At 71.3% G+C, this 23,352-nt stretch carries 20 protein-coding genes and 1 tRNA gene; 9 read left to right on the top strand and 12 right to left on the bottom strand.

Annotated features, from left to right (window positions below; genetic code table 11):
* Window positions 1-31 precede the first annotated feature (31 nt).
* The 3 genes from ABZ725_RS16905 to ABZ725_RS16895 form a co-directional block, all read right to left on the bottom strand.
* Window positions 32-1,249, bottom strand: a complete 1,218-nt coding sequence (locus ABZ725_RS16905) for an Ig-like domain-containing protein (RefSeq protein WP_358803421.1) — start codon at window positions 1,247-1,249, stop codon at window positions 32-34.
* A gap of 163 nt (window positions 1,250-1,412) precedes the next feature.
* Entirely contained in the window at window positions 1,413-2,441 is a 1,029-nt protein-coding gene (locus ABZ725_RS16900) for a P1 family peptidase (RefSeq protein ID WP_358803420.1), read from the bottom strand.
* Between the two features lie 50 nt (window positions 2,442-2,491).
* The gene (locus ABZ725_RS16895; protein WP_358803419.1) at window positions 2,492-3,814 is read right to left on the bottom strand and encodes a low temperature requirement protein A; all 1,323 of its coding nucleotides are present in this window, start codon (window positions 3,812-3,814) and stop codon (window positions 2,492-2,494) included.
* Window positions 3,815-3,936: 122 nt separating this feature from the next.
* On the opposite strand from ABZ725_RS16895, the gene ABZ725_RS16890 reads away from it, so the two are divergent.
* Window positions 3,937-4,119 (top strand): hypothetical protein, encoded by a 183-nt coding sequence (locus ABZ725_RS16890; RefSeq protein ID WP_358803418.1) that lies wholly within the window; start codon window positions 3,937-3,939, stop codon window positions 4,117-4,119.
* 82 nt (window positions 4,120-4,201) lie between these two features.
* Here the strand turns inward: ABZ725_RS16890 and mscL are convergent, their stop codons facing one another.
* From mscL to ABZ725_RS16860, 6 genes are all read right to left on the bottom strand, one after another.
* Window positions 4,202-4,669, bottom strand: a complete 468-nt coding sequence (mscL, locus tag ABZ725_RS16885) for a large conductance mechanosensitive channel protein MscL (protein WP_351914329.1) — start codon at window positions 4,667-4,669, stop codon at window positions 4,202-4,204.
* Between the two features lie 108 nt (window positions 4,670-4,777).
* Complete coding sequence (locus ABZ725_RS16880; protein WP_358803417.1) at window positions 4,778-5,353, bottom strand: RcpC/CpaB family pilus assembly protein; 576 nt, start codon at window positions 5,351-5,353, stop codon at window positions 4,778-4,780.
* 425 nt (window positions 5,354-5,778) lie between these two features.
* Window positions 5,779-6,621 (bottom strand): S-methyl-5'-thioadenosine phosphorylase, encoded by an 843-nt coding sequence (locus tag ABZ725_RS16875; protein WP_358803416.1) that lies wholly within the window; start codon window positions 6,619-6,621, stop codon window positions 5,779-5,781.
* A 137-nt stretch (window positions 6,622-6,758) separates the two neighbouring features.
* Window positions 6,759-7,091: an FmdB family zinc ribbon protein gene (locus ABZ725_RS16870; RefSeq protein WP_358803415.1), complete on the bottom strand. Its 333-nt coding sequence runs from the start codon at window positions 7,089-7,091 to the stop codon at window positions 6,759-6,761.
* A gap of 67 nt (window positions 7,092-7,158) precedes the next feature.
* Window positions 7,159-8,451: an MFS transporter gene (locus ABZ725_RS16865; RefSeq protein ID WP_358803414.1), complete on the bottom strand. Its 1,293-nt coding sequence runs from the start codon at window positions 8,449-8,451 to the stop codon at window positions 7,159-7,161.
* Window positions 8,452-8,721: 270 nt separating this feature from the next.
* Window positions 8,722-10,221, bottom strand: coding sequence for a potassium/proton antiporter (locus tag ABZ725_RS16860; protein ID WP_351914439.1), 1,500 nt, complete (start codon window positions 10,219-10,221; stop codon window positions 8,722-8,724).
* A gap of 267 nt (window positions 10,222-10,488) precedes the next feature.
* Here ABZ725_RS16860 and ABZ725_RS16855 point away from each other — a divergent pair, with 267 nt between their 5' ends.
* Window positions 10,489-13,278: a penicillin acylase family protein gene (locus ABZ725_RS16855; protein ID WP_358803413.1), complete on the top strand. Its 2,790-nt coding sequence runs from the start codon at window positions 10,489-10,491 to the stop codon at window positions 13,276-13,278.
* Between the two features lie 68 nt (window positions 13,279-13,346).
* On the opposite strand, the gene ABZ725_RS16850 is transcribed toward ABZ725_RS16855, so the two are convergent.
* Window positions 13,347-13,961, bottom strand: coding sequence for a 5-formyltetrahydrofolate cyclo-ligase (locus tag ABZ725_RS16850; RefSeq protein ID WP_358803412.1), 615 nt, complete (start codon window positions 13,959-13,961; stop codon window positions 13,347-13,349).
* A 115-nt stretch (window positions 13,962-14,076) separates the two neighbouring features.
* Between ABZ725_RS16850 and galU the strand changes: the two genes are divergently transcribed.
* The 7 genes from galU (at window position 14,077) to ABZ725_RS16815 (ending at window position 19,812) form a co-directional block, all read left to right on the top strand.
* Window positions 14,077-14,979 (top strand): UTP--glucose-1-phosphate uridylyltransferase GalU, encoded by a 903-nt coding sequence (gene galU, locus ABZ725_RS16845; protein WP_351914343.1) that lies wholly within the window; start codon window positions 14,077-14,079, stop codon window positions 14,977-14,979.
* Window positions 14,980-14,984: 5 nt separating this feature from the next.
* Entirely contained in the window at window positions 14,985-16,310 is a 1,326-nt protein-coding gene (gene glp, locus ABZ725_RS16840; protein WP_358803411.1) for a gephyrin-like molybdotransferase Glp, read from the top strand.
* A gap of 84 nt (window positions 16,311-16,394) precedes the next feature.
* Entirely contained in the window at window positions 16,395-16,874 is a 480-nt protein-coding gene (gene moaC / locus ABZ725_RS16835; protein WP_351914347.1) for a cyclic pyranopterin monophosphate synthase MoaC, read from the top strand.
* The gene (locus tag ABZ725_RS16830) at window positions 16,871-17,407 is read left to right on the top strand and encodes a MogA/MoaB family molybdenum cofactor biosynthesis protein (protein ID WP_358803410.1); all 537 of its coding nucleotides are present in this window, start codon (window positions 16,871-16,873) and stop codon (window positions 17,405-17,407) included. The genes moaC and ABZ725_RS16830 overlap by 4 nt, the downstream gene beginning before the upstream one ends.
* Window positions 17,404-18,072 carry a GNAT family protein gene (locus ABZ725_RS16825; protein WP_358803746.1) on the top strand — a complete coding sequence of 223 codons (669 nt, stop codon included), beginning with the start codon at window positions 17,404-17,406 and terminating at the stop codon, window positions 18,070-18,072. Before ABZ725_RS16830 ends, ABZ725_RS16825 begins: the two co-directional genes overlap by 4 nt.
* A gap of 171 nt (window positions 18,073-18,243) precedes the next feature.
* Complete coding sequence (gene glpR, locus ABZ725_RS16820) at window positions 18,244-19,644, top strand: gephyrin-like molybdotransferase receptor GlpR (RefSeq protein WP_358803409.1); 1,401 nt, start codon at window positions 18,244-18,246, stop codon at window positions 19,642-19,644.
* A gap of 94 nt (window positions 19,645-19,738) precedes the next feature.
* Window positions 19,739-19,812: transfer RNA gene (locus tag ABZ725_RS16815), tRNA-Ala, on the top strand.
* A gap of 75 nt (window positions 19,813-19,887) precedes the next feature.
* Here ABZ725_RS16815 and ABZ725_RS16810 read toward each other — a convergent pair.
* Both ABZ725_RS16810 and ABZ725_RS16805 read right to left on the bottom strand, forming a co-directional pair.
* Entirely contained in the window at window positions 19,888-22,305 is a 2,418-nt protein-coding gene (locus tag ABZ725_RS16810) for an ABC transporter permease (protein ID WP_358803408.1), read from the bottom strand.
* Window positions 22,299-23,216 (bottom strand): ABC transporter ATP-binding protein, encoded by a 918-nt coding sequence (locus tag ABZ725_RS16805; protein WP_358803745.1) that lies wholly within the window; start codon window positions 23,214-23,216, stop codon window positions 22,299-22,301. The genes ABZ725_RS16810 and ABZ725_RS16805 overlap by 7 nt, the downstream gene beginning before the upstream one ends.
* Window positions 23,217-23,352: the final 136 nt, after the last annotated feature.

Below are 23,352 nucleotides of genomic sequence, written 5' to 3'. Positions count from 1 at the left end.
GTCGGGGGAGGCTCCCCGCCGGCCCGGGCGATCAGACGGCGCTCCCGGCGGTCCACTCCGCCCAGTCCATGTTCCAGCCGTTCAGCCCGTTGTCCGGAGCCACCGTCTTGTCCGGCGAGTTCTTGACGATCACCACGTCGCCGATCAGCGAGTTGTCGTAGAACCACTTGGCGGGGGTGTCACCCTGCGCGCCCTGCACGTCCGCGAGTCCGACGCAGCCGTGGCTGGTGCCCTCCCGGCCGAAGGGCGGATTGCCCTTGTTGTACCAGTAGTTGCCGTGGATGAAAGTGCCGGACGTCGTCAGACGCATCGCGTGCGGCACATCCGGGATGTCGTACTCCCCGCCCAGGTTGACCGTCCGGCTGTTCATCCGCGTCTGCGTGAACTTCTCGGAGATCACCATCTGCCCGTTGTACGTCGTGTGCTCCGCGCTGCCCGACGAGATCGGCTCCGTCTTCAGCGTCCGCCCGTCCCGTACCACCGTCATGGTCTGCGTGTTCACGTCCACCGTGGACACCTGCGAGCGTCCGATGGTGAAGCTGACCGTCTTCTTCTGCACCCCGAAGACGCCGTTCGCGCCCTCGACGCCGTCCAGGTCGATCTTCATCGTGACCTTGGAGCCGGCCTTCCAGTACTCCTCGGGCCGGAAGTCGAGCCGCTGCTCCCCGAACCAGTGCCCCACCACCTGCTGGCCGCTGCTGGAGGTGACCGTGATGTGCGACTGCACTGTCTTCTTGTCGCCGATGGCCTTGTCGAAGGTGAACGACACCGGCATCCCCACGCCGACCGTCGTGCCGTTGTCCGGCGTGTACGTCCCTATGAAGCTGTTGGCCGAAGTGACCGTCGTGAAGATCGAGTTGGCCGCGGCGGTCTTGCCGCTCGAGTCCTTCGCGGTCGCCGATATCTGGTACTTCGTCCCGCGCTCCAGCTGCTCCTTCGGCTTCCAGGTGCTGCCGTCGGCCGACAGGGAGCCCTCGACGGCCTGCCCCGACCCGGCCACCGTCATCTTCACCTCGGTGAGCTTGCCGTCGCTCACCTTCACGCCGGTCGTGTTGATCGACGCGCCCGTCGAGCCGTCCTTCGCCGAGATGGCGATCTTCGCGGTGGATGTCTTGGCCGTGGTCTTACCGCCCTTGGCGTCGTCCTTGGCGTTGGCGCTGCCCCCGCAGGCGGTCAGGGTCAGGGCGCCGACCACCAGGACGGCACAGGCTCCCACGGCTCGTCGCGCTGCTTTGTCCGCCATAGTCACGGGATGCTCCAGCTTCATGTGGTGTGAGTGATCCGCTCCAGTACGTGGAGAAAGAGGGATCTGACGACCGGTCGGGTTCCCTCCCGGCCGCCCTTCGCACCATCACGTGACAGAACCGCGACAAACTCCTCCGTCGAGGGCTCCCGCCTCACGGGCTCCCGCCTCAGGGGGTCCCGTACAACTCCTCGTAGGACGGCCACTCCCCGCCCGGCGCCTGCACCGACTCGGCGGCGCGCACGGCCCGTACGATCGCGCGGGTCACCATGTCCGCGCCCGCGGCGAGGATGTCGTTCAGGGCGAGCGGGTGGTCGGGGTCGAGCGGGCGCGCGCCCGTCGCCAGCGTGAAGACCGTGTCGCCGTCGTGGAGCAGGTGCACCGGCCGCACGGCGCGTGCGATCCCGTCGTGCGCCGTGCCCGCCAGCTTCTGCGCCTGCGCCTTGGACAGATCCGCGTCGGTGGCCACCACGGCGAGCGTCGTGTTGAGCGGGGCGGGTGCGCTGCGCGCCGCGCTCTCGGCGAGCCGCCGGCGCGCGGCCTCGTGCACCTGCGCCTGCGGGTATGTCACGCGCCCCTGGAACAGCTCCCCGTACAGCGCCCCCGTCTCCGGATCCAGGACCGAACCCACGGCGTTGGCCACGACCAGCGCGGCCACCGTGATCCCCGAGTCCAGGACGACGCTCGCGGTGCCCACCCCGCCCTTCATCAGCCCGACCGCCGCGCCCGTCCCGGCGCCGACGCATCCCTCCCGCACCCGCGTGCCGGGCTCGCTCGCCGCGGCCGCCTCCACGGCGGCCCGGCCGGTGGCGGCGTCCGGACGGGCCCGGAAGTCGCCGCCGCGCCCCAGGTCGAAGACGCAGGCGGCGGGCACCACCGGCACGACGTGCGTCGGGTCCGGGCCGACGGGGACGCCCCGCCCCTGCTCCTCCAGCCAGGCCATCACACCGGAGGCGGCGTCGAGCCCGTAGGCGCTGCCGCCCGTCAGTACGATCGCCTCGACCCGCTGCACCAGGTTGCGTGGATCCAGCGCGTCGGTCTCCTTGGTGCCGGGACCACCGCCGCGTACGTCCACGGCGGCCACCGCACCGCCCTCGGGCGCGAGGACGACCGTGGTGCCGGTGAGCCAACCGTCGCCGGTGCGCGTGGCGTGTCCGACCCGCACGCCGGGGACGTCCGTCAGAGCGTCAACTGTCATGGGAGCCAGTCTCGCCCGGCGCGCGCCGGGCGCGGTGCTGTCGCGTCGTGTCACACGGCCGTGCTCGAAGCCCCCGCCTCGTTGTCCGGTGACTCGGGTGACTTCGGAGACTCCTGCGCCGCGGGCGACTCCCGCGCCTCGCGCGCGGCCATGTGCGCCGTCAGGGTCGTCCCGGTGGCCACGGCCAGCGCCGACACCAGGCCGGCCCCGAGGACCGCCCACTCGCCCAGGAAGGTGCAGCAGATCACCAGCAGCGCGGTGACGGGCAGCACCAGTTGCTGGGCCAGGCCGACCTTGAAGTGGCGGGCGTGCAGCAGCCACACCGTCATCAGGAACAGCGCCGTGGGCAGGGTCACGGCTGCCGACGCGGCGAGCGTGGAGAGGTGGGCCTTGCCGATCGCCTGCTCGACCGCCACCTCCAGCCCCGCCCCGATCGCGGCAGCCGACGCGAAGGCGACGTAGTGCCCGTAGCCCCACACGAACGCCTGCTTGTTGGAGCGCAGATGCCCATGGATGGGCACCACGAAGTAGATCCACCAGGCGGCGAAGACGATCAGCAGCCCACCCACCGCGATCGGCACCAGATCGCTCAGCGCGTCGCTCTCGTCGAGACCGGACTTCACGGCGATCGTGGCCGCCGCGATCGTCTCGCCCAGCACGATGATCGTGAACAGTCCGTAGCGCTCCGCGATGTGGTGTGGATGCCAGGACGTCGGATGGTTCCGCTCCGCGTAGGGCGGCACGCACATCTCCAGCACCGCCATCACCAGGAACAGCCAGACCTTGGCGCCCTGGGGCACGATCAGCAGCCCCAGCCAGCCGAGCTGGCAGAGCAGCACGCCGCCGGCGTACCGCAGCGCCATCGTCCGCTCGGGGCCTTCGGTCGACAGGGCGACGCGTAGCCATTGTGAGGACAGCGCCACTCGCATGATGACGTAGCCCAGTACGACGGCGACGTACTGCTGGTCCTCGAACGCCCGGGAGACCCCGGCCGCGAGCACCAGGACCCCGCTGATCTGGATCAGTGTGACGACCCGGTAGAGGCTGTCGTCGTTGTCGTACGCCGAGGCGAACCAGGTGAAGTTCATCCAGGCCCACCAGATGGTGAAGAAGACCATCGCGTAGTTGAGGATTCCCTCGCCGGCGTGGGACTCCGCCACCGCGTGCACCAGTTGGACGCCCGCCTGGGCGATGGCCACGACGAAGCACAGGTCGAACAAGAGCTCCAGGGGCGTGGCGACCCGGTGCACCTCGTCCCGACCGCGCGCGGTGAGCCTGCGCAGCGGTCGTCTGTGAGAGAGGTCGGGGGCGGGGCCGGAGTCGGGTGCCGGGGAGCCTGGGGGAGGGGTCGGCGGAGGCGTGCGGGACGTCATGGGTCCCAGCACAGCAGATAACCGCCGGAAAAGCTTGCGCGGGGTGCACGGGCGGCCCGACGGCCGGGCGTCGGTGCCTGCGGCCCTGCTCCGGGCGGCTCCCGGGCCCGTACCCTGGAGGCATGAGCACCCCCTCCGCCCCCGAGCCGCGCGACCCGAAGGCCGCGCTGATCTTCGACGACCCGCTGGACCGGCAGTCCTCGGACGACACCGACCGCGGGTGGGGCGAGCGGCCGGCCGCCGGCGCTGACAGCGCCGCCGACCTCAAGCGCTTCCTCGACGAGAAGCCGCCCCACCACATCTGAACCCGGGCGGCGGCCCTCCGGCAGGTCCGGCCGGCCTCGCGGGCCCCGCGGACCACTGTCCGCAAGGCCCCGAGCAGCCTCGTCACCGCTCGCTGTGGCCCGAGCCCCGCTGGGCGACCAGCGCGTCGCGGATCTCCTTGAGCACTTCCAGCTCGGTCACCTCCAGGACCTCCTGCGTGCCCTCCTTGGCCTTCCTGCGGGCCTCCACCTTCGCCAGGTACTTCGACATCGGCAGCACCATCAGGAAGTAGACGACCGCCGCGGTGATCACGAAGGTGAGCGTCGCGCCCAGGACCGAGCCCCACAGGATTCGGACGCCCGTCGCGCTGTCGCCCGTCCCCGTGCAGGGCCCCTTGAGACAGGAGCTGTAGCTGTCCAGGTTCTTCGTGCCGACCGCTCCGATGAGCGGGTTGATGATCCCCTTCACCACCGCGTTGACGATGTTCGTGAAGGCCGCGCCGATCACGACCGCGACTGCCAGATCGACGACGTTCCCGCGCATCAGGAAGGCCTTGAAACCCTGCCAGACGCTCGCCTTCTTTTCGCTCACCTGGGGGACACTCCTCACATGTACAGGTTGTGGAACAAACAGTTCCGCAACCTACGTCACCCCGAGGCGGGCGTGTCCAATTCGGTAGCTCGAACGAGGGGCTTGACTTCACCACAGGGTCACCGCCAACCGAGCCGTCGCGCTCGCTCCCGCCAGGCGCGCCGCGGTGGGGCGGGGCACCGACAGGACGACCAACGCGCCGCCGTCCGCCGTGTCGAGAGAGGCGCCCGAGGCGTCCAGCGGCTCCGGCACCTTGGTCACGAGCGCCCCACGTGCGATCACCCGGGCCGCACCGCCCACGCCGCCCGACGGACTCTCCTCGGCGGCGATGACGTCGACCCGGTCACCGGGGCGCAGCAGCCGGACGGTGGCCGCGTCGGCGATCCGTACCGGTGCCGTCACCTTCTGTACGGCGGCTGGACCCGGTGCAGGGGCGCGAACCGGGCCGTGCGCGCGGGCTTGCGAGCTCTCGCCGGGATGCTCGCGCGCCGGATCGCCGTTCTGGGGTCCGACCGCGACGAGCGCCGCGGCGGTGACGGCGAGACCGAGCGCGAGGGCACGCCGTCGGCTCCGCACCAGCCGGCCCAGCGGCCCCGGGCGGTACCACCCGGGGCGGACGCGCACGGGGTCGAAAGGAGGCACCTCACATGTGGCAGGCGCCTCCGCCCCCGGCGGACGCGACACGGACGGGAGGGCGACCGGAGCGGAAGGAGGGCGAGGAGAGGGACGGCCGGGAGAGGGTGGACGGGGCGAGGGAGGGCGGGGAGAGGAAGCGGGGGACGGCGGGGAAGCGGGAGGAAGGGACACGGGATCACCACCTGCGACGAGGGACGGGCTTGCGAAGCCACGATGAGGCTTCGTGCCGCCGCTCGCCGGAGCCGGTGGACTATCCACGGGTTGTGGACAACTCCCTCACCCGAACGATGAGTTCCGCCCCGTTCCGGCCGGCCCGCCCCCCGTTCCGTCCGTGCTGTTCGGCCCGGCCCGCCCTCCCCGTTCCGTCCGTGCTGTCGGCCCCGTCCGCCCTCCCCGGGAAACGCCAACTCCCGTTACGCCGACTCCCGTTACGCCAGATTCCGTTGGGCCGACTTCCGTTACGTCAACTCCCGTTACGGCAGCTCGAACCCCGGGTCCATCCCGCCCAGCGCGTTCGTGCACAGGCAGTCCCGCGCGCCGTTCGCAGGCAGCGCGGCCACCGCGTCGAACAGCACGCCCCGCAGCCGGTCCACGTTGGCCGAGAACACCCGCAGGACCTCCTCGTGCGACACGCCCTCACCGCTCTCGGCGCCCGCGTCCAGATCCGTGACCAGGGTCAACGACGTGTAGCAGAGCTCGAGTTCACGGGCGAGCGCGGCCTCCGGATGGCCCGTCATGCCCACCACCGACCAGCCCTGAGCCTGGTGCCACAACGATTCTGCCCGGGTGGAGAACCTCGGCCCCTCGATCACGACCAGCGTCCCGCCGTCGACCGGCTCCCACTCCCGGCCGCGCGCCGCCTTCAGGGCCGCCGAGCGTCCGGTGGGGCAGTAGGGATCGGCCAGGGACACGTGCACCACGTTGGGCACCGTGCCGTCGGGCAGGGGCAGCCCGTCGAAGTACGTCCCGGTCCGCGACTTCGTACGGTCGACCAGCTGATCGGGCACGAGCAGTGTGCCGGGCCCGTACTCGGGGCGCAGACCGCCCACGGCGCACGGACCGAGGACCTGGCGCGCCCCCAGCGAGCGCAGCGCCCACAGGTTGGCCCGGTAGTTGATCCGGTGGGGCGGCAGATGGTGGCCGCGTCCGTGCCGGGGCAGGAAGGCGACCCGCCGGCCGGCGATCTCGCCCAGGAAGAGGGAGTCGCTGGGCGGCCCGTAGGGGGTGTCGACCTGGAGCTCGGTCACGTTGTCGAGGAACGAGTAGAAACCGGAGCCGCCGATCACACCGATCTCAGCGTTCGCCATGTTCGCCATGCGTCGCACCCTAGCCGCACGTTCCTCATACCTGAGCCGTACCCCAGGCGGTCTTGAGGAACGCCGAAGGACCCCGTCGTCGGATGACGACAGGGTCCCGTGAGGCCGTAAGGAAGAGGCCCCTTGAGCAGGGGGTCCTACGCGGCGGAGCTGTTGCCGGTCGAGGTGCCGGTGCTCGACGACTTCGAGTCCGAGGACGACGACGTCGACGAGGTCGAACTCGAGGACTTCGTGTCGGAGCCGGACGTCGACGACTTCGCGGGCGACGACGACGGCGAGCTGCTCGAGGACGAGCCGCGGCTGTCATTGCGGTAGAAGCCGGAGCCCTTGAAGACGATGCCGACCGCGGAGAACACCTTCTTGAGGCGTCCCGAGCAGTTGGGGCACTCGGTCAGAGCGTCGTCGGTGAACTTCTGCACCGCCTCGAGGCCCTCGCCGCACTCGGTGCACTGGTACTGGTAGGTCGGCACTGTCTTCCTCCTGGCACTCTCACTCAGTGAGTGCTAACGACGGTCTATCTTGACGCATTCCCGGGGATCAGTCCACTGTCACCGGCACGCGGTGACCGACGCCACGTGCGACGGTACGGCCACGCGGGCGTGGAGCGAGCCGCGAACGCAGTGCCAGCAGGACTGCCAGGGCCAGCACGGTGCCGCCCATCGGCACCAGGAAACCGGCCCCGCCCCAGAAGCGGTCCTCCAGCTGTCCGGCGACCGTGACGGCGGCCGCCTGCCCGAGCGCCACGGCGCCGGTCAGCCAGGTGAAGGCCTCGGTGCGCGCCCCGGCCGGGACCAGGCCCTCGACCAGGGTGTAGCCGGTGATCAGCGCGGGCGCGATGCACATGCCGACCAGGAGGCCCAGGCCCGCGAGGACGAGCACCGAGTGCGCGGCCCACAGCCCGGAGGCGACGAGCGCCAGCGCGGTGTAGGCGACGACCAGGCGCCGCTGCGGGGCCGTCTTCCAGGCGATGGCGCCGCAGACCAGGCCGGAGAGCATGTTGCCGGCGGCGAAGGTCCCGTACAGGACGCCGTTCAGACCGGGCTCGCCGATCGACTCGGTGAACGCGGCCAGCGAGACCTGCATGCCGCCGAAGACGGCGCCGATGCCCAGGAAGGCCGCGATCAGCACGCGCACACCGGGGACGCTGAGCGCCGAGGCGTGTGCCACGCGCGCGTGTCCGGCGCCGGCGACCTGGGGCTGGGTGTTCTTCTGCGCGGCGAACAGCAGGCCGCCGAGCAGGGTCAGCGAGGCCTCGGTGATCAGACCGGCGGCCGGGTTCACGGCGGTGCACAGGGCCGTCGCCAGCAGCGGGCCGAAGACGAAGGTCAGCTCGTCGGTGACGGACTCGAAGGCCGCCGCGGTCGTCATCAGGGGCGAGCCCTTCAGCGTGACGCCCCAGCGGGCCCGCACCATGGGCCCGATCTGCGGCACCGAGGCGCCCGTGGGCACGGCGGCCGCGAACAGCGCCCACAGGGGCGCGTGGGAGAGGGCGAGCGCGGTCAGGGTGAGGCCCGACAGCGTGTGCACGAGAACGCCGGGGACCAGCACCGCGCGCTGCCCGTAGCGGTCGGCCAGGCGTCCGCTGTAGGGCGCGCACAGCGCCATGGAGACGCCGGTGACGGCCGCGGCGGCGCCGGCCGCGCCGTACGAACCGGTGGTGTGCTGGACGAGCAGCACGATGGAGATGGTGAGCATCGCGAACGGCTGGCGTGCCGCGAAGCCGGGGAGCAGAAACGTCCATGCGCCGCGGGTGCGCAGCAGCTGCCCGTATCCCGGGCGGGCGGAGGCCGACGAGTTCTTCGACGGCTCGGTGGTGACCGTGGATGCCACGGCCCGTGCCTTTCTGCCGCCTGGTGGCGCGCCCGTGCGGGGGCGCCGAGAGCTGTCCTCTTGCGCGTGCTGCGGTAGATGCCGGAGTCCGCTGCGAGGAGGTGTCCCGGCCGCCATACGGTCGCGCCAGCTCTGCATCAGGCAGAGTTGGTTCGATCAAGGTCTGCCTTCATCGTACAGGGGTCAAGGCCGATGACGCCTGTGAAGATGAGCACCACAGGGCTGGGGCACCCCTGAAACCATGGGGTGTGAACAGTGCGAAACACGCACTTAACGGGGCTCGCCGCCCGTGCCCAGCCACCCCGCGAGCTTGCCGCCGCGTCCCACCGCGCGCAGGCGCTGTTCGGCCGCGTCGCGGACCGGGTCGGTGGCGACGACGAGGAGTTCGTCGCCCTGCCGCAGGACGGTCGTCGGCAGCGGCACGAACGACGTTCCGCCGCGCACGACGAGGGTCACGGCGGCCCCGGCCGGCAGTCGCAGTTCGTTGACCTCGACGCCGTGCATCTTCGAGCCGGTGGGGATCGCGACGGACAGCAGATGGCCGCGCAGTCGCTCCAGGGGCGCCGATTCGACGCCGAGGTCGGCGGCCTCGGAGTCCTTGCCCAGCCGCAGCTTGCGGGCCAGCCAGGGCAGTGTCGGCCCCTGGACCAGGGTGTAGACGACGACCAGGACGAAGACGATGTTGAAGATGCGGCGGCTGGACTCGACGCCCTGCACCATCGGGATGGTCGCCAGGATGATGGGCACCGCGCCGCGCAGCCCGGCCCAGGACATCAGGGTCTGCTCCTGCCAGGGCACCCGGAACGGCGTCAGGCACACCACGACGCTCAGTGGGCGGGCCACCATGGTCAGCACCAGGCCGATGACGAGCGCGGGCAGCACGTCGTCGCCCAGCTCGTGCGGGGTGACCAGGAGGCCGAGCAGCACGAACATGCCGATCTGGGCGATCCAGCCGAGGCCGTCGGCGAACCCGCGCGTGGCGGGCCAGTGCGGCAGCTTCGCGTTGCCCATGACCATCGAGGCGAGGTAGACGCCCAGGAAGCCGCTGCCGTGCGCCAGCGAGCCCGCCGCGTACGCGGTGACCGCGATCGCCATGACGGCGATCGGGTAGAGGCCGGAGGCGGGCAGGGCGACGTGTCTGAGGCCCCAGGAGCCCAGCCAGCCGACCGCGAGGCCGATGGCGGCGCCGATGGCCAGCTCCAGCGCTATCTCGCCCACCAGCACGTACCAGTGCTCCACGGGGCCCGCCGTGGAGAAGGCGACCACCAGGATGACCACCGGGGCGTCGTTGAAGCCGGACTCGGCCTCCAGCGTGCCCGTCACGCGCGCGGGCAGGGGGATCTTGCGCAGGACGGAGAAGACCGCCGCCGCGTCCGTCGAGGACACCACCGCACCGATGATCAGCGCCTGCCGCCACTCCAGCCCCGTCACGAAGTGCGCGGCCGTGGCCGTGACGCCCACGCTCACCGCGACTCCGACCAGCGCCAGCGCGGAGGCGGAGGCCAGGGCCGGTTCGATCTCCTTCCACTTCGTGCCGAGTCCGCCCTCGGCGAGGATCACGACCAGGGCGGCGTAGCCGATGACCTGCGTCATCTCGGCGTTGTCGAAGTGGATGTTGCCGATGCCGTCCTGGCCCATGAGGACGCCGATGCCCAGGTAGACGAGCAGGCTGGGGAGCCCGCTGCGCGAGGAGATCCGGACCGCTGCGACGGCGACGAGCAGGACGAGCGAGCAGACGAGCAGGAGCTGGTTGAGGTGGTGGACAGTCAGCGGCGCTTCCCTTCACCGGCGCGCGCGCCTGGCGCGCGGACGCACATGTGCATCGGATACATCGGACACGAAGGTGTGCGCCCCGTGTCCAACTACTTCGTTACCTTACCTAACTCTTGACGATTTCTTGACGTTGGGCGAGGCAAGATCGAACATCCTTCCGTGCTGGTACCGGACTCCGCGTCAAGTGCCGCGAGGCCCTGCGCCTATGGTTGCTCCAGCACTCCAGGACCGCCTGCCGCTCGCGTTAGGACAGCAAGGACAGCGATGCCCCCCAACACCACCGCCACATCGGGTGACAAGCCCGGCAAGTCCGGCAGGAAGAAGGGGCGCAAAGCCCGTTTGATCGTGCTTGTGCTGGTGCTGGCCATCATCGGAGGCATCGCCTACGGCGCCTACTGGTCCATCAGCACGGTCCGCGCGTCCTTCCCGCAGACCAAGGGATCGATCACACTCGAGGGCCTGTCCGGGCCCGTCGACGTGAAACGGGACGGCTACGGCATCCCGCAGATCTACGCGGATTCCGACGAAGATCTTTTCATGGCGCAGGGCTACGTCCAGGCGCAGGACCGGTTCTACGAGATGGACGTACGCCGGCACATGACCTCCGGGCGCCTGTCGGAGATGTTCGGCAAGAGCCAGGTCGACAACGACGAGTTCCTGCGCACCCTGGGCTGGGACCGCGTCGCCAAGGAGGAGTACGACACCACGCTGTCGGCCTCCACCAAGAAGTACCTCCAGGCGTACGCCAAGGGAGTCAACGCCTACCTCAAGGGCAAGGACGGCGCGGACATCTCCCTGGAGTACGCGGCCCTCGGGTTCACCAACGACTACGAGCCCGCCGAGTGGACCCCGGTCGACTCGGTCTCCTGGCTGAAGGCGATGGCCTGGGACCTGCGCGGCAACATGCAGGACGAGATCGACCGCGCCCTGATGACCAGCCGCCTCGGCCCGCAGCAGATCGCCGACCTGTACCCGCAGTACCCGTACGACCGCAACCAGGCGATCGTCCAGGAGGGCCAGTACGACGAGCTGACCAAGACGTTCGAACAGAGCGACGACGACAGCGACTCCGGCGACGCGTCCACGAACGGCGGGACGGGCGACGGCACGGGTGACGGCACCGGCACCTCGGACGGCACGGGATCGGCCCTCACGAGCCAGCTCTCGGGCCTCTACGACGTCCTGGACGACCTGCCCACGGCCGTCGGCGTGAACGGCAACGGCATCGGCTCGAACTCCTGGGTCGTCGCCGGGAAGTACACGATCACCGGCAAGCCGCTGCTGGCCAACGACCCGCACCTGTCGGCCTCACTGCCGTCCGTCTGGTACCAGATGGGCCTGCACTGCCGAACCGTCTCCGCCAAGTGCCAGTACGACGTCTCGGGCTACACCTTCGCAGGCATGCCCGGCGTCATAATCGGCCACAATGCGACGATCTCCTGGGGCATGACCAACTCCGGCGTCGACGTGACCGACCTCTACCTGGAGAAGCTCTCCGGCGACGACGGCTACCAGTACAACAACAAGGTCAAGCCGTTCGTCACGCGCGAGGAGACCATCAAGGTCGCCGGCGGCACGTCCAAGAAGATCGTCGTCCGGCAGACCGAGGACGGCATGCCCCTGCTGTCCGACCGTGACGACGAACTCGTCGACGTCGGCAAGAAGGCCACCGTCGACGCGGCCGCGCCCGACCGCGGCGACGGTTACGCCGTCGCCCTGAAGTGGACCGCGCTCGAGCCGGGCACCTCCATGGACGCCGTCTTCGCCATGAACAAGGCGGCCGACTGGGACGACTTCCGCGCCGCGGCCAAGAAGTTCGACGTGCCCTCGCAGAACCTCGTCTACGCCGACACCTCGAACCACATCGGCTACCAGCTGCCCGGAAAGATTCCCACGCGCGCGAAGGGCGTGGACGGCTCGATCCCGGCGCCCGGCTGGAACTCCAAGTACAAGTGGACCGGCTACATCGACTTCGACGAGCTGCCCTACGAGTACGACCCCGCGCGCGGGTACATCGTCACCGCCAACCAGGCCGTGATCGACAAGGACAAGTACCCCTACACGCTCACCACGGACTGGGGCTACGGCGCGCGCAGCCAGCGGATCACCGACCTGATCAAGGGCAAGATCAAGGGCGGCGGCAAGATCTCCACCGACGACATGCGGCAGATGCAGCTGGACAACGACAGCCAGATCGCCCGACTGCTCGTGCCCATCCTGCTGAAGATCAACCTGGACGACCCGGACGTCCGCGAGGCGCAGAAACTGCTGCAGGGCTGGGACTACACCCAGGACGCCGACTCGGCGGCCGCCGCCTACTTCAACGCGGTGTGGCGCAACATCCTCAAGCTGGCGTTCGGCAACAAGCTGCCCAAGGAACTGCGGGTCGAGGACCAGTGCCTGTGGGTCGACCCGGTCGACAGCACCGGCCCCGTCGACGACACCGACAAGGTCATCGAGTGCGGCGAGCGCGAGGCCGACCAGGCGCAGCCGGACGGCGGCGACCGCTGGTTCGAGGTCGTGCGCAACCTCCTGGAGAAGACCGACAGCGAGTGGTGGACGACTCCCGAGTCGGGCACCCGCCCCGGCGCGGAGAAGAACCGCGACAAGCTGTTCGAGCGCGCCATGATCGACGCCCGCTGGGAGCTGACCGCCAAGCTCGGCAAGGACATCGACACCTGGAGCTGGGGCCGGCTGCACCGCCTGTTCCTGAAGAACCAGACCCTGGGCACCAGCGGCCCCGGCTTCCTGCAGTACATCCTGAACCGCGGCCCGTGGAAGCTCGGCGGCGGCGAGGGGACGGTCAACGCGACCGGCTGGAACGCGGCCGGCGGCTACGGCGTCGTCTGGGTGCCGTCGATGCGGATGGTGGTCAACCTCGACGACCTCGACAAGTCGAAGTGGATCAACCTCTCCGGAGCCTCGGGACACGCCTTCAGCGCCCACTACACCGACCAGACGGGCAAGTGGGCCAACGGTGAGCTCCTCGACTGGTCCTTCTCCAAGAAGGCCGTCGACGACAGCACCAGCGACACCCTGGTCCTCAAGCCCTGAGCGACCGAGCAGCGAGAAGGGGCCCTCACGCGTGCGCGTGGAGGGCCCCTTTCGCGTACGCGCGCGTGTCAGGTGAAGCGGTGCACCCCCGACGGCGTCACCACGGCGTGCACCGGCCGGTCGTGCGCCTCCTCGGGAACGCGCTCGACGACCTCGGCGTCGTACAGCAGCACCACCAGGGAGGGACTGGCCGCGGAGTCCGCCAGCCGGGCCAGCACCCGGTCGTACGATCCGCCGCCGCGGCCCAGCCGCATTCCGCGCCCGTCGACCGCGAGCCCCGGCAGCAGCACCACGTCGGCCGAGGTCACGGCGTCGGGGCCGAGGCGCTGCCCGGCCGGCTCCAAGAGGGCCATCTTCCCGCCGTGTTGGACCCGCGCGAGCGAGCCCTCGCCCGCGTAGGCGCCCCAGTCCAGATCGTTGTCGGGCAGCAGCGCGGGGAGCAGGACGCGCACGCCTCGCGCGCGCAGCGCGTCCAGCAGCGCCAGAGTGCCGGGCTCGGAGCCCACGGAGACGTACGCGGCGACCGTGCGCGCGTGCGCCAACTCGGGCAGCTCCAGGGCATGCTCGGCCAGCGCCGAGGCCGCCGTCCGCACGTCATCAGTCGTCAACGTGTTCCTCACGGTGAGGAACCCTCGCCGCAACATTCTTTTGTCAGGATCTGGTCCGCCTTCGAGGTGGCTCATCTGTCGCTCCCGCGCCGGTCCCACATTGCTCGCACACAGCTTTACTACGCTCATATGATCATGAATTAACCGAACGCACAGATTCGTCTCAAAGTCACCGGATAAGGTTGCGGACATGACTCAGCACCACCCCAGGATCAGCAAGGCTGTCATCCCCGCAGCCGGCCTCGGCACCCGGTTCCTGCCGGCCACCAAGGCCACTCCCAAGGAGATGCTGCCGGTCGTGGACAAGCCGGCCATCCAGTACGTGGTCGAGGAGGCCGTCGCCGCCGGTCTCGACGACGTCCTCATGATCACGGGCCGCAACAAGCGCCCCCTGGAGGACCACTTCGACCGCAACTACGAACTCGAGTCGGCCCTGCAGAAGAAGGGCGACGCCGCCCGGCTCGCCAAGGTTCAGCAGTCCAGCGACCTCGCGACCATGCACTACGTGCGCCAGGGCGACCCCAGGGGCCTCGGACACGCCGTCCTGTGCGCGGCGCCGCACGTCGGGCAGGAGCCGTTCGCCGTCCTGCTGGGTGACGACCTGATCGACCCCCGCGACCCGCTGCTCCAGCGGATGATCGAGGTGCAGGAGCGGCACGGCGGCAGCGTCGTCGCGCTCATGGAGGTCGCCCCCGAGCAGATCCACCTCTACGGCTGCGCGGCCGTGGAGGCCACCGAGGACGGCGACGTGGTCAAGGTGACCGGCCTCGTGGAGAAGCCGGACCCGGCGGACGCCCCGTCGAACTACGCGATCATCGGACGCTACGTCCTCGACCCGAGCGTGTTCGGCGTGCTGCGCGAGACCGAGCCCGGCCGCGGCGGCGAGATCCAGCTGACCGACGCCCTCCAGCAACTCGCACAGGACGAGAAGGCCGGCGGCCCCGTCCACGGCGTCGTCTTCAAGGGCCGGCGCTATGACACCGGCGATCGCGGCGACTATCTGCGTGCCATTGTCAGACTCGCGTGCGAACGTGAAGATCTGGGTCCGGACTTCCGGTCCTGGCTTCGCAGTTACGTCACCGAGGAGATGTAGCCACTTTGAGCACCGCCGCGCCCCACCCCACCGCCCAGGACCGCCTCTGGTCGGTGGACGAACACCTGGAGGACATCCTCGCCACCGTCCGCCCCCTGGAACCCATCGAGCTGCAACTCCCCGACGCCCAGGGCTGCGTCCTGGTCGACGACGTCACGGTGCCGGTCTCGCTGCCGCCCTTCGACAACAGCTCCATGGACGGGTACGCGGTGCGGGTCGCGGATGTCGCGGGCGCGAGCGAGGAGTTCCCGGCGGCTCTGGACGTCGTCGGGGACGTCGCGGCGGGACAGGCGGCCGACCTGCTGCACGTCGGGCCGGGCCAGGCCGCCCGGATCATGACAGGCGCCCCGCTGCCGCCCGGCGCCGAGGCCGTCGTCCCCGTGGAGTGGACCGACGGCGGGCTGGGCGAGGGCCCGGTCAGCGGGATGCGCGCCCGCAGCCTCGCCCCCGAGCAGGCCTTGGGGCACGTACGCGTGTACCGGCCCGCCGAGGCACGCGCGCACGTACGCGCGAAGGGCAGCGACGTGAAGGCGGGAGACCGCGCTCTCGACGCCGGAACCGTCCTCGGCCCGCCCCAGATCGCCCTGCTCGCCGCCATCGGCCGCGCCTCCGTACGCGTGCACCCGCGCCCGCGCGTGGTCGTGATGTCCACCGGCAGCGAACTCGTCCAGCCCGGCGAGGAGCTGGGCAGCGGCCAGATCTACGACTCCAACAGCTTCGCCCTCACCGCCGCCGCCCGCGACGCCGGCGCCATCGCCTACCGGGTCGGCGCGGTCGCCGACGACGCCGAGACCCTGCGCTCCACCATCGAGGACCAGCTCGTGCGCGCCGACCTCGTCGTCACCACAGGCGGGGTGAGCGTCGGCGCGTACGACGTCGTCAAGGAGGCGCTGGAGCACGTCGGCGACGAGGACGAGGAGGGCAGCGGCATCGAGTTCCGCAAGCTCGCCATGCAGCCTGGCAAGCCCCAGGGCTTCGGCTCCATCGGCCCCGACCACATCCCCCTGCTGGCTCTGCCCGGCAACCCCGTGTCGTCCTACGTCTCCTTCGAACTGTTCGTCCGCCCCGCCATCCGCACCCTCATGGGGCTGGCGGACGTCCACCGGCCCACCACGCGCGCGAAACTCATCGCCGACAAGGCGCTGACCTCGCCGAAGGGCCGCAGACAGTTCCTGCGCGCCACCTACGCCGACGGCGCCGTCCGCCCGGTCGGCGGCGCCGGCTCCCACCTGGTCGCGGCCCTCGCGCACGCCGACGCGCTGGTCGTCGTCCCCGAGGACGTGGAGTCCGTCGAGCCCGGCGCCGACGTCGAGGTCGTCCTGCTCGGCTGAGCCCTCCTGGTTGGGGGTACCGTGTCGCGCACAACAGGCCCGTGCGCCGCACCGCGCCGGGCCCGGACCGGGAGCGCCACGAGCATGACTACGCAGGACCGACTGACGCACATCGACGACGCGGGCGCGGCCCGCATGGTCGACGTCTCCGGCAAGGACGTCACCGCCCGCACCGCGCGTGCCAGCGGGCGCGTCCTCGTCTCGCCCCGCGTGATCGAGCTGCTGCGCGGCGAGGGCGTCCCCAAGGGCGACGCGCTCGCCACCGCGCGGATCGCGGGCATCATGGGCGCCAAACGCACCCCGGATCTGATCCCGCTGTGCCACCCGCTGGCCGTCTCCGGTGTGAAACTGGATCTGTCGGTCGCGGACGACGCCGTGGAGATCACCGCCACGGTGAAGACGACGGACCGCACAGGCGTCGAGATGGAGGCCCTCACCGCGGTCTCCGTCGCCGCGCTCACCGTGATCGACATGGTCAAGGCGGTCGACAAGGGAGCGGTGATCACGGACGTGCGCGTGGAGGAGAAGACGGGCGGCAAGTCGGGCGACTGGAGCCGGACATGACACTCGACGACTCGGTCGGCGGTGCCCTGCTCGCTCCGTACTGCGCCCTGGTCGTGACCGCCTCCAACCGGGCGGCCGCCGGCGTCTACGAGGACAAGGGCGGCCCGCTGATCGCCGAGGGGCTGCGCGGCTTCGGCTTCGCGGTCGACGGGCCGCAGGTCGTGCCCGACGGCGACCCCGTGGAGAGCGCCCTGCGCGCCGCCGCCCAGGCCGGGTACGACGTCGTCGTCACCACCGGCGGCACCGGGATCTCGCCCACCGACCGCACCCCCGAGGCCACCCGCGCGGTGATCGATCACGAGGTGCCGGGCATCGCCGAGGCCATCAGGGCGTACGGCCGGGAGAAGGTGCCCACCTCGGCGCTCTCCCGGGGTCTGGCCGGCGTGGCGGGACGCACTCTGATCATCAACCTGCCGGGCTCCACCGGCGGGGTGAAGGACGGCCTGGCCGTCCTGGAGCCCCTGCTGAAGCACGCCGTGGACCAGCTCCGCGGCGGCGACCACCCCAGACCCAGCCACGGGGGTGCGAGCTGAACAGCGCATCCTGGCCCGTCGAACTGACGGAGGGCGACATCGTCCTACGGCCCATAAAGCTGCGCGACCAGCGGGCCTGGCGCGAGGTCAACCGGCGCAACCGGGACTGGCTGCGCCCCTGGGAGGCGACGATTCCGCCGCCCGCGCCCAGCGGGCCGATCGCGCACCGGCCGACCTACCGGCAGATGGTCCGGCATCTGCGGGCCGAGGCGAACGCGGGGCGGATGCTGCCGTTCGTCATCGAGTACCAGGGGCGGCTCGTCGGGCAGTTGACGGTCGCCGGGATCACCTGGGGGTCGATGTGCTCCGGGCACGTCGGCTACTGGGTGGACGAATCGGTGGCCGGCCGGGGAGTGATGCCGACGGCCGTGGCGCTCGTCGTGGACCACTGTTTCCGGAGCGTCGGCCTGCATCGCATCGAGGTCTGCATTCGGCCCGAGAACGGCCCCAGTCGCCGGGTCGTGGAGAAACTCGGATTCCGTGAGGAAGGGCTGCGGCCGCGCTATCTCCACATCGACGGCGCCTGGCGGGACCACCTTGTGTTCGCGCTCACGGCGGAGGAGGTCCCCGAGGGCCTGCTGAGCCGCTGGCGGCGCACCCGCTCCCGGAGCGCGCGGAATGCCGGGGGGAATCTCGGCGGGAATCTCGGCGGCTCCGGAAATTGAATAAGTGTTCGATAATGATCGAGTGGTGACCGTCTGGGGCGTGGAATTCGCTTCCCCGGCGGCCTGCTGATCGCATCGGTCACAAAAAAAGTTCGAAATATCAGCCAGATCGTGCGACACACCGGCCCAATTGGCGGATGGCCTCACGTAAACCCCTCTACCGTGTGAGGCGTGAGCAGCAGCGGCCTCATCTACGCAGTCATTGTCGGGGCCTGGGCCGCCTACTTGGTGCCCATGTGGCTCCGTAGGCAGGACGAGCTGAACGAAGCCCGTCCGACGGAACGCTTCAGCACCGCCATCCGGCTGCTGTCCGGACGCGCGGGCATGGAGCGCCGTTACGCCAAGGACCTGCGGGCGCGCTCCACCGAGGAGGGGGAGCCCGCCGCCGACGTTCCGGACGGCGTCACCGCATCGGTGGACGTCCGGGCCTTCGCCATGCCCCCGGCCCGCCAGCAGGTGAAGGCGCCGGTGCAGGAGCGGGGCCAGGAGCGGAGTTCGGACCGCGGTCAGGAGCGAGGGCAGGAGCGCGGTCAGGGGCGTCCGGAGACGGCGCGCGAACCGGAGCGCACTCCAGAGCGCAATCCGGCGCGCGAGTCGGTGCGGGAGCCTGCCCGGGACTCGGTGGCCAAGCCCGCGCGGGAACAGCGTGACCGTGATGGAAGCGCCGCTCCCGCAGGCCGGCGTGCGCCGGTCGCGCGACGCGCGCCCTCCATTCAGGCGTCCACCGCCGCGCAGGCCGCTGCTCAGGCTGCAGCTCAGGCGTCCGCCGCGCGCGCCCAGCGCTCGAAGGCGCTCGCACGCCGTCGGCGCACCACCGTGATGCTCTTCCTCGCCTTCACGCTCGGCGCGATCGTCGCCGCGGTCGGCGGGCTCGCGTTCCTCTGGGCGCCCGGCGTGCCCGCCGTCCTGCTCAGCGCGTACATCGCCTACCTGCGCTCCCAGGAGCGCCGCCGCTTCGCCTTCCAGATGGACCGCAGACGCGCCGAGGTCGCCGCGCAGCGGCTCCGGGAACGCCAGCCGCGCCGACGCGCGCCCGCTTCGGCAGCCGCGTCGTCGGTCGACCCCGGCCCCGACGCCGGCGCAGAGGAGCCGCACGAGGGCCCCGAACCGGAGACCGACCCCGGCCTGCTGGCACTCGCCGCGGACCGCAGGGCGCTCGTCGAGCAGACCGACCACGCGGAGTGGGTCGACCAGCAGCGCGAACGCCAGCGCCGACCCGGGCACGGCGACAGCTGGGACCCGGTACCGGTGCCCCTGCCGACGTACGTGACCGCACCGGTCGCACCGCGGGCCACCTCCGACGTGGACCTCGGCGCACCGGACGCCTGGAGCTCGGCCCGGTCGAGCTCCGTCGCGCCGGACCAGGACGCGGCCGAGCACCACGAGGCCGGGGCGGCAGCCGACGACGGCGAGTCCGACGAAGGGGACCCGGCGGACGGCAGGACGGAGGGCGGCGACGAACGCAGCGACGCGCGCCGCGCAGCCTCCGCCCGACGCTCCCGCGAACGGGGCCGCACGCCCCTCTTCGACCAGTACGAGGAAGGCGGCCGCCCCCGGGCGGCCAACGAGTGACCTGCGTCTCAGCACGGAATCTCCGCTCCGATCGGCCTCCGGGAACGGATTTCCAAGCAGCCCGATGGGGGTGCTAGAGTTTCACTCGTTGCAAGGGCCTGTGGCGCAGTCCGGTAGCGCACCTCGTTCGCATCGAGGGGGTCTGGGGTTCAAATCCCCACAGGTCCACGCAGCATAGAGCCCCCGTCGGGAGACCGACGGGGGCTCTATCGTGTTCGTGGCCCGGGGTTCATGGCTCCGTGTTCATGTCCTTCGGGGGCGTAGGGCCAGTGCCGTTGATATGAGTGTTGTGGTTGTTGCGAGCAGGGCGCATGCCGTCGTTGTCCAGGCGAGGGCCGGCCAGGGCAGGACCGGTGGTGTCGGGGCCGAGAGCAGGTGCAGTGCGGCGGTCATGCCGGTGAGGTTGACGGCCGTCACCAGGAGGCCGAGTAAGCCGCCCAGGGTGACGACCGTCAGGGTCTCCGTGGTGGCCAGGCGCAGGATCTGGGCGGTGGTGGCGCCGGCCAGGCGCAGGGCCGTCAGGTCGCCTCGGCGGTCGGCGGTCGCCATCATCAGGGTGTTGGCGAGCGAGATGCCGGTGTACAGGAGCGCGACACCCAGGACGAGGAGTACGCCGAGGCGGGTCGTCCGGTTCGTCTCCGGGTAAGTGGCGCGAACCCACTGGGCCTTGTCCATCACCCTTACCCTCACCCCGTCCATGGCCCGTAGTCGCGCCGCCACCGCAGCCTTGTCGGCGCCCGCGCGCACCCGTACGTCGACCCGGTTCACCTCCGCTCCGCCCGCGTTGGCCGGGGTGACGTAGGCGCCGTTGTCCCCGGTGCCGGTGGCCAGTACGGCGGCGATGCGGAGGGTCTTCGGGGTACCGTCACCGAGCCACACCCGCACCTGTTGTCCCACGCGGTGGTGCGCCCATTCCTCCGTCACGACGATCGAGTCGTCGTCGAGGTCCGTGAGGCGACCGGCCGTCACGGGTAGTGCCACGGTGGCGGCGAGCAGCGCCGGATCGGCCGCCTTCGCCTGCGACTTCACCAGTGCCACGCCGTCCTCGACGGTGTAGACCGTGGTGGAGGAGACCGCGGAGACGATCGTGTCGGGCAGCTGCCGCAGTCGCTCGACGTCCTTCGCCTTCAGGGCCGTTCCGGTCGGGGTCAGCACCAGGTCGGCGGTCGTTTGTCGGCTCACCTCCGCCGCCCTTGCCTCGTTCAGGGTGGCCGTCGCGCCCAGCAGCGAGCCTGCGAGTGCCACGGTGATCAGGACCGGCGCGGCCATGGCGGCGGTGCGGCGGACCCCGGTGACGGCGTTCGCGCGGACCAACAGGCCCGTCGTGCCGGGCAGTCGGGGCACCAGGGAGCGCACCAGCACGGGTGAGAGCAGGGCCACCGCCGTGATGAGCAGCATGGGGCGGCTGATGTACGTCTTGCGGTGCAGCAGTTCGCCCGGGTCGGTCAGCAGCGCGTACGCCAGGGTCGCCACGGCCGTCAGCAGCAGCGCCGTACCGCACAGGAACCGGCCGCGGGTCAGGGCGCGGCCGTCGACCGCGGCTTCGCGCAGCGCCTGGGCCGGGGCGGTTCGTCCGGCTCGCCAGGACGCGGCGACCGCGCCGCCGAGGGCGACCGACAGGCCTGTCCAGAAGGCCAGGTGGTACGGCCAGATCCCTTCGTCACGGCCTCCGATCGCGTACCAGGCCGGGGCCAGCCCGCCGTCGACGACCAGCTCGGCCAGGAGTGGGGCGGCATACGCGCCGAGCGCGCAGCCCGTCGCCGCGGCGAGGGCGCCGATGAGCAGGGCCTCCGTCAGGACCGTCCGCCGGATCTGGGCCGGGGTGGCGCCGACGGTGCGCAGCAGCCCGAACTCGCGGCGTCGGCGGTCCACCGCGAAGGCGAAGGTGGAGGCCACGACGAAGACGGAGACGAAGGCGGTCACGCCGCCGGCCGTGCCGAACAGGGCGTTCAGCGCGGTCAGGGCCTCGGCGTCTCGGCCGGGGTCGGCGTCGGCCAGCCGACGGTCGTCCCCGGTGAGGACGCGGACGTCGTCGTCCACGATCGCCCGTACGGCCGCCCGGTCGGTCGTCTCCACCACCAACTGGTGGGATACGGGTGCCAGTCGGGCCGCTTGTGCGTCGGTGTAGAACAGGGCGTTCTCGAAGCGGACGGGGCCGTCTGCCGTTCCCACCACCCTCAATTGCCCGTCTGGCGTGCGGAGTCGGGTGCCGATGGTCGTCCAGTCCCCGGATGCCACCACCTCGTTGGCCGCCTCGGGCGGTCGGCCCGTGCTCAGGCGGTACGGGGCGAAACGGGCCGTCGACCAGGGGTGGCCGACCAGGTCGTCGGGGGCGCCCTCCGCCGTGACCGGGAAGGAGCGGTCCTCGGTGACCGGGCCCAGTGCGCGCAGGGCGGCGACGGTCGTGGTGGGCACCGGGCGGGGGCGGGTCAGCGGGGCCGTCCGCTCGCCGGTCGGGGTCGCTACCCGCAGCGTGTCCTGCCCCTTGACCACCACCGGCGCCGCCGCGAAACGCTCCGGGGCGCGCGCGGGCGCGTTCTGCGACGCGGCCAGCGCCTGCCCCATGACGGTGAGCAGCGCGACGCCGAGCGCGAGGGCGACGAAACTGCCGGCGAAGGCGGCCCACCGGGCCCGCAGGGTGCGCAGCGCGACGCTCAGCACGCGGCACTCTCCAGTCCCGCCATGCGCGCCGCGATCGTCTCGGCGAAGGCGCCCGTGCCCGCGCCCGCGCCCGCACCTGCGCCCGCGACCAGACCCGCGCCCGCACCTGCGCCCGCGACCAGACCTGCACCCGCGCCCGCGCCCGCGCCCGCGACCAGACCCACTCCCACTCCCGCGCCCGCGTTGGCGAGTTCGGCGTGGACGCGGCCGTCGACCAGGAAGATCACCCGGTCCGCGTAGGAGGCGGCGAGCGGGTCGTGGGTGACCATGACGACCGTCTGGCCGGTCTCGTCGACCATGGAGCGCAGCAGGTTCAGCACCTCGCGGCCGGTCGTGGAGTCCAGCGCGCCGGTCGGCTCGTCGCCGAACAGGACCTCCGGGCGGGTGATCAGGGCGCGGGCCAGGGCGACGCGCTGTTGTTGGCCGCCGGAGAGCTGGGCGGGGCGGTGGCCGGCCCGGTCGGCGAGTCCGACCTGCCGCAGGGCCTCGCGCACCCGCGCCTTCGACGGGCGGCGGCCCGCCAGGCGCAGCGGGAGGGCGACGTTCTGCTCGGCGGTGAGGGCGGGCAGCAGGTTGAACGCCTGGAAGACGAAGCCGATCCGCTCCCGGCGCAGCAGCGTCAGCCGTCGCTCGCTCAGCCCGGTCAGCTCGGTCCCGCCGATCCGCACCGAACCCGAGGTAGGCCGGTCGAGTCCGGCGGCGCACTGGAGCAGCGTCGACTTGCCGGAGCCGGACGGCCCCATGACAGCGGTGAAGGAGCCGCGGGGGAGGGCCAGGGTGACGTCGTCGAGTGCGGTCACGCCGGTGCCGGTGCCGGTGCCGGTGCCTGCACCGGCGGTGGTGCCGACGGAGCCGTATCGCCTGCTCACGGAGGTCAGTTGGACGGTGGGTGCGGTGGTGGCTGCGCTCATGGGTGCGGTCGTCGCTGCGGTCATGGCTCAACGAAACCGTGTGCCGCCCCGCCCGGTCTGTCGGGCAGGAACGAGACTTGGGGTAGGGCTGGGCATACCCCGAAGGCTCGGGCCAGAGGGATGGCCAGGCCGTCGG

Source organism: Streptomyces sp. NPDC006872 (assembly GCF_040635845.1).
Lineage (GTDB): Bacteria > Actinomycetota > Actinomycetes > Streptomycetales > Streptomycetaceae > Streptomyces.
The sequence above is the reverse complement of the archived record's forward strand: the minus strand, read 5'-3'. Positions and strand labels throughout refer to the sequence as shown.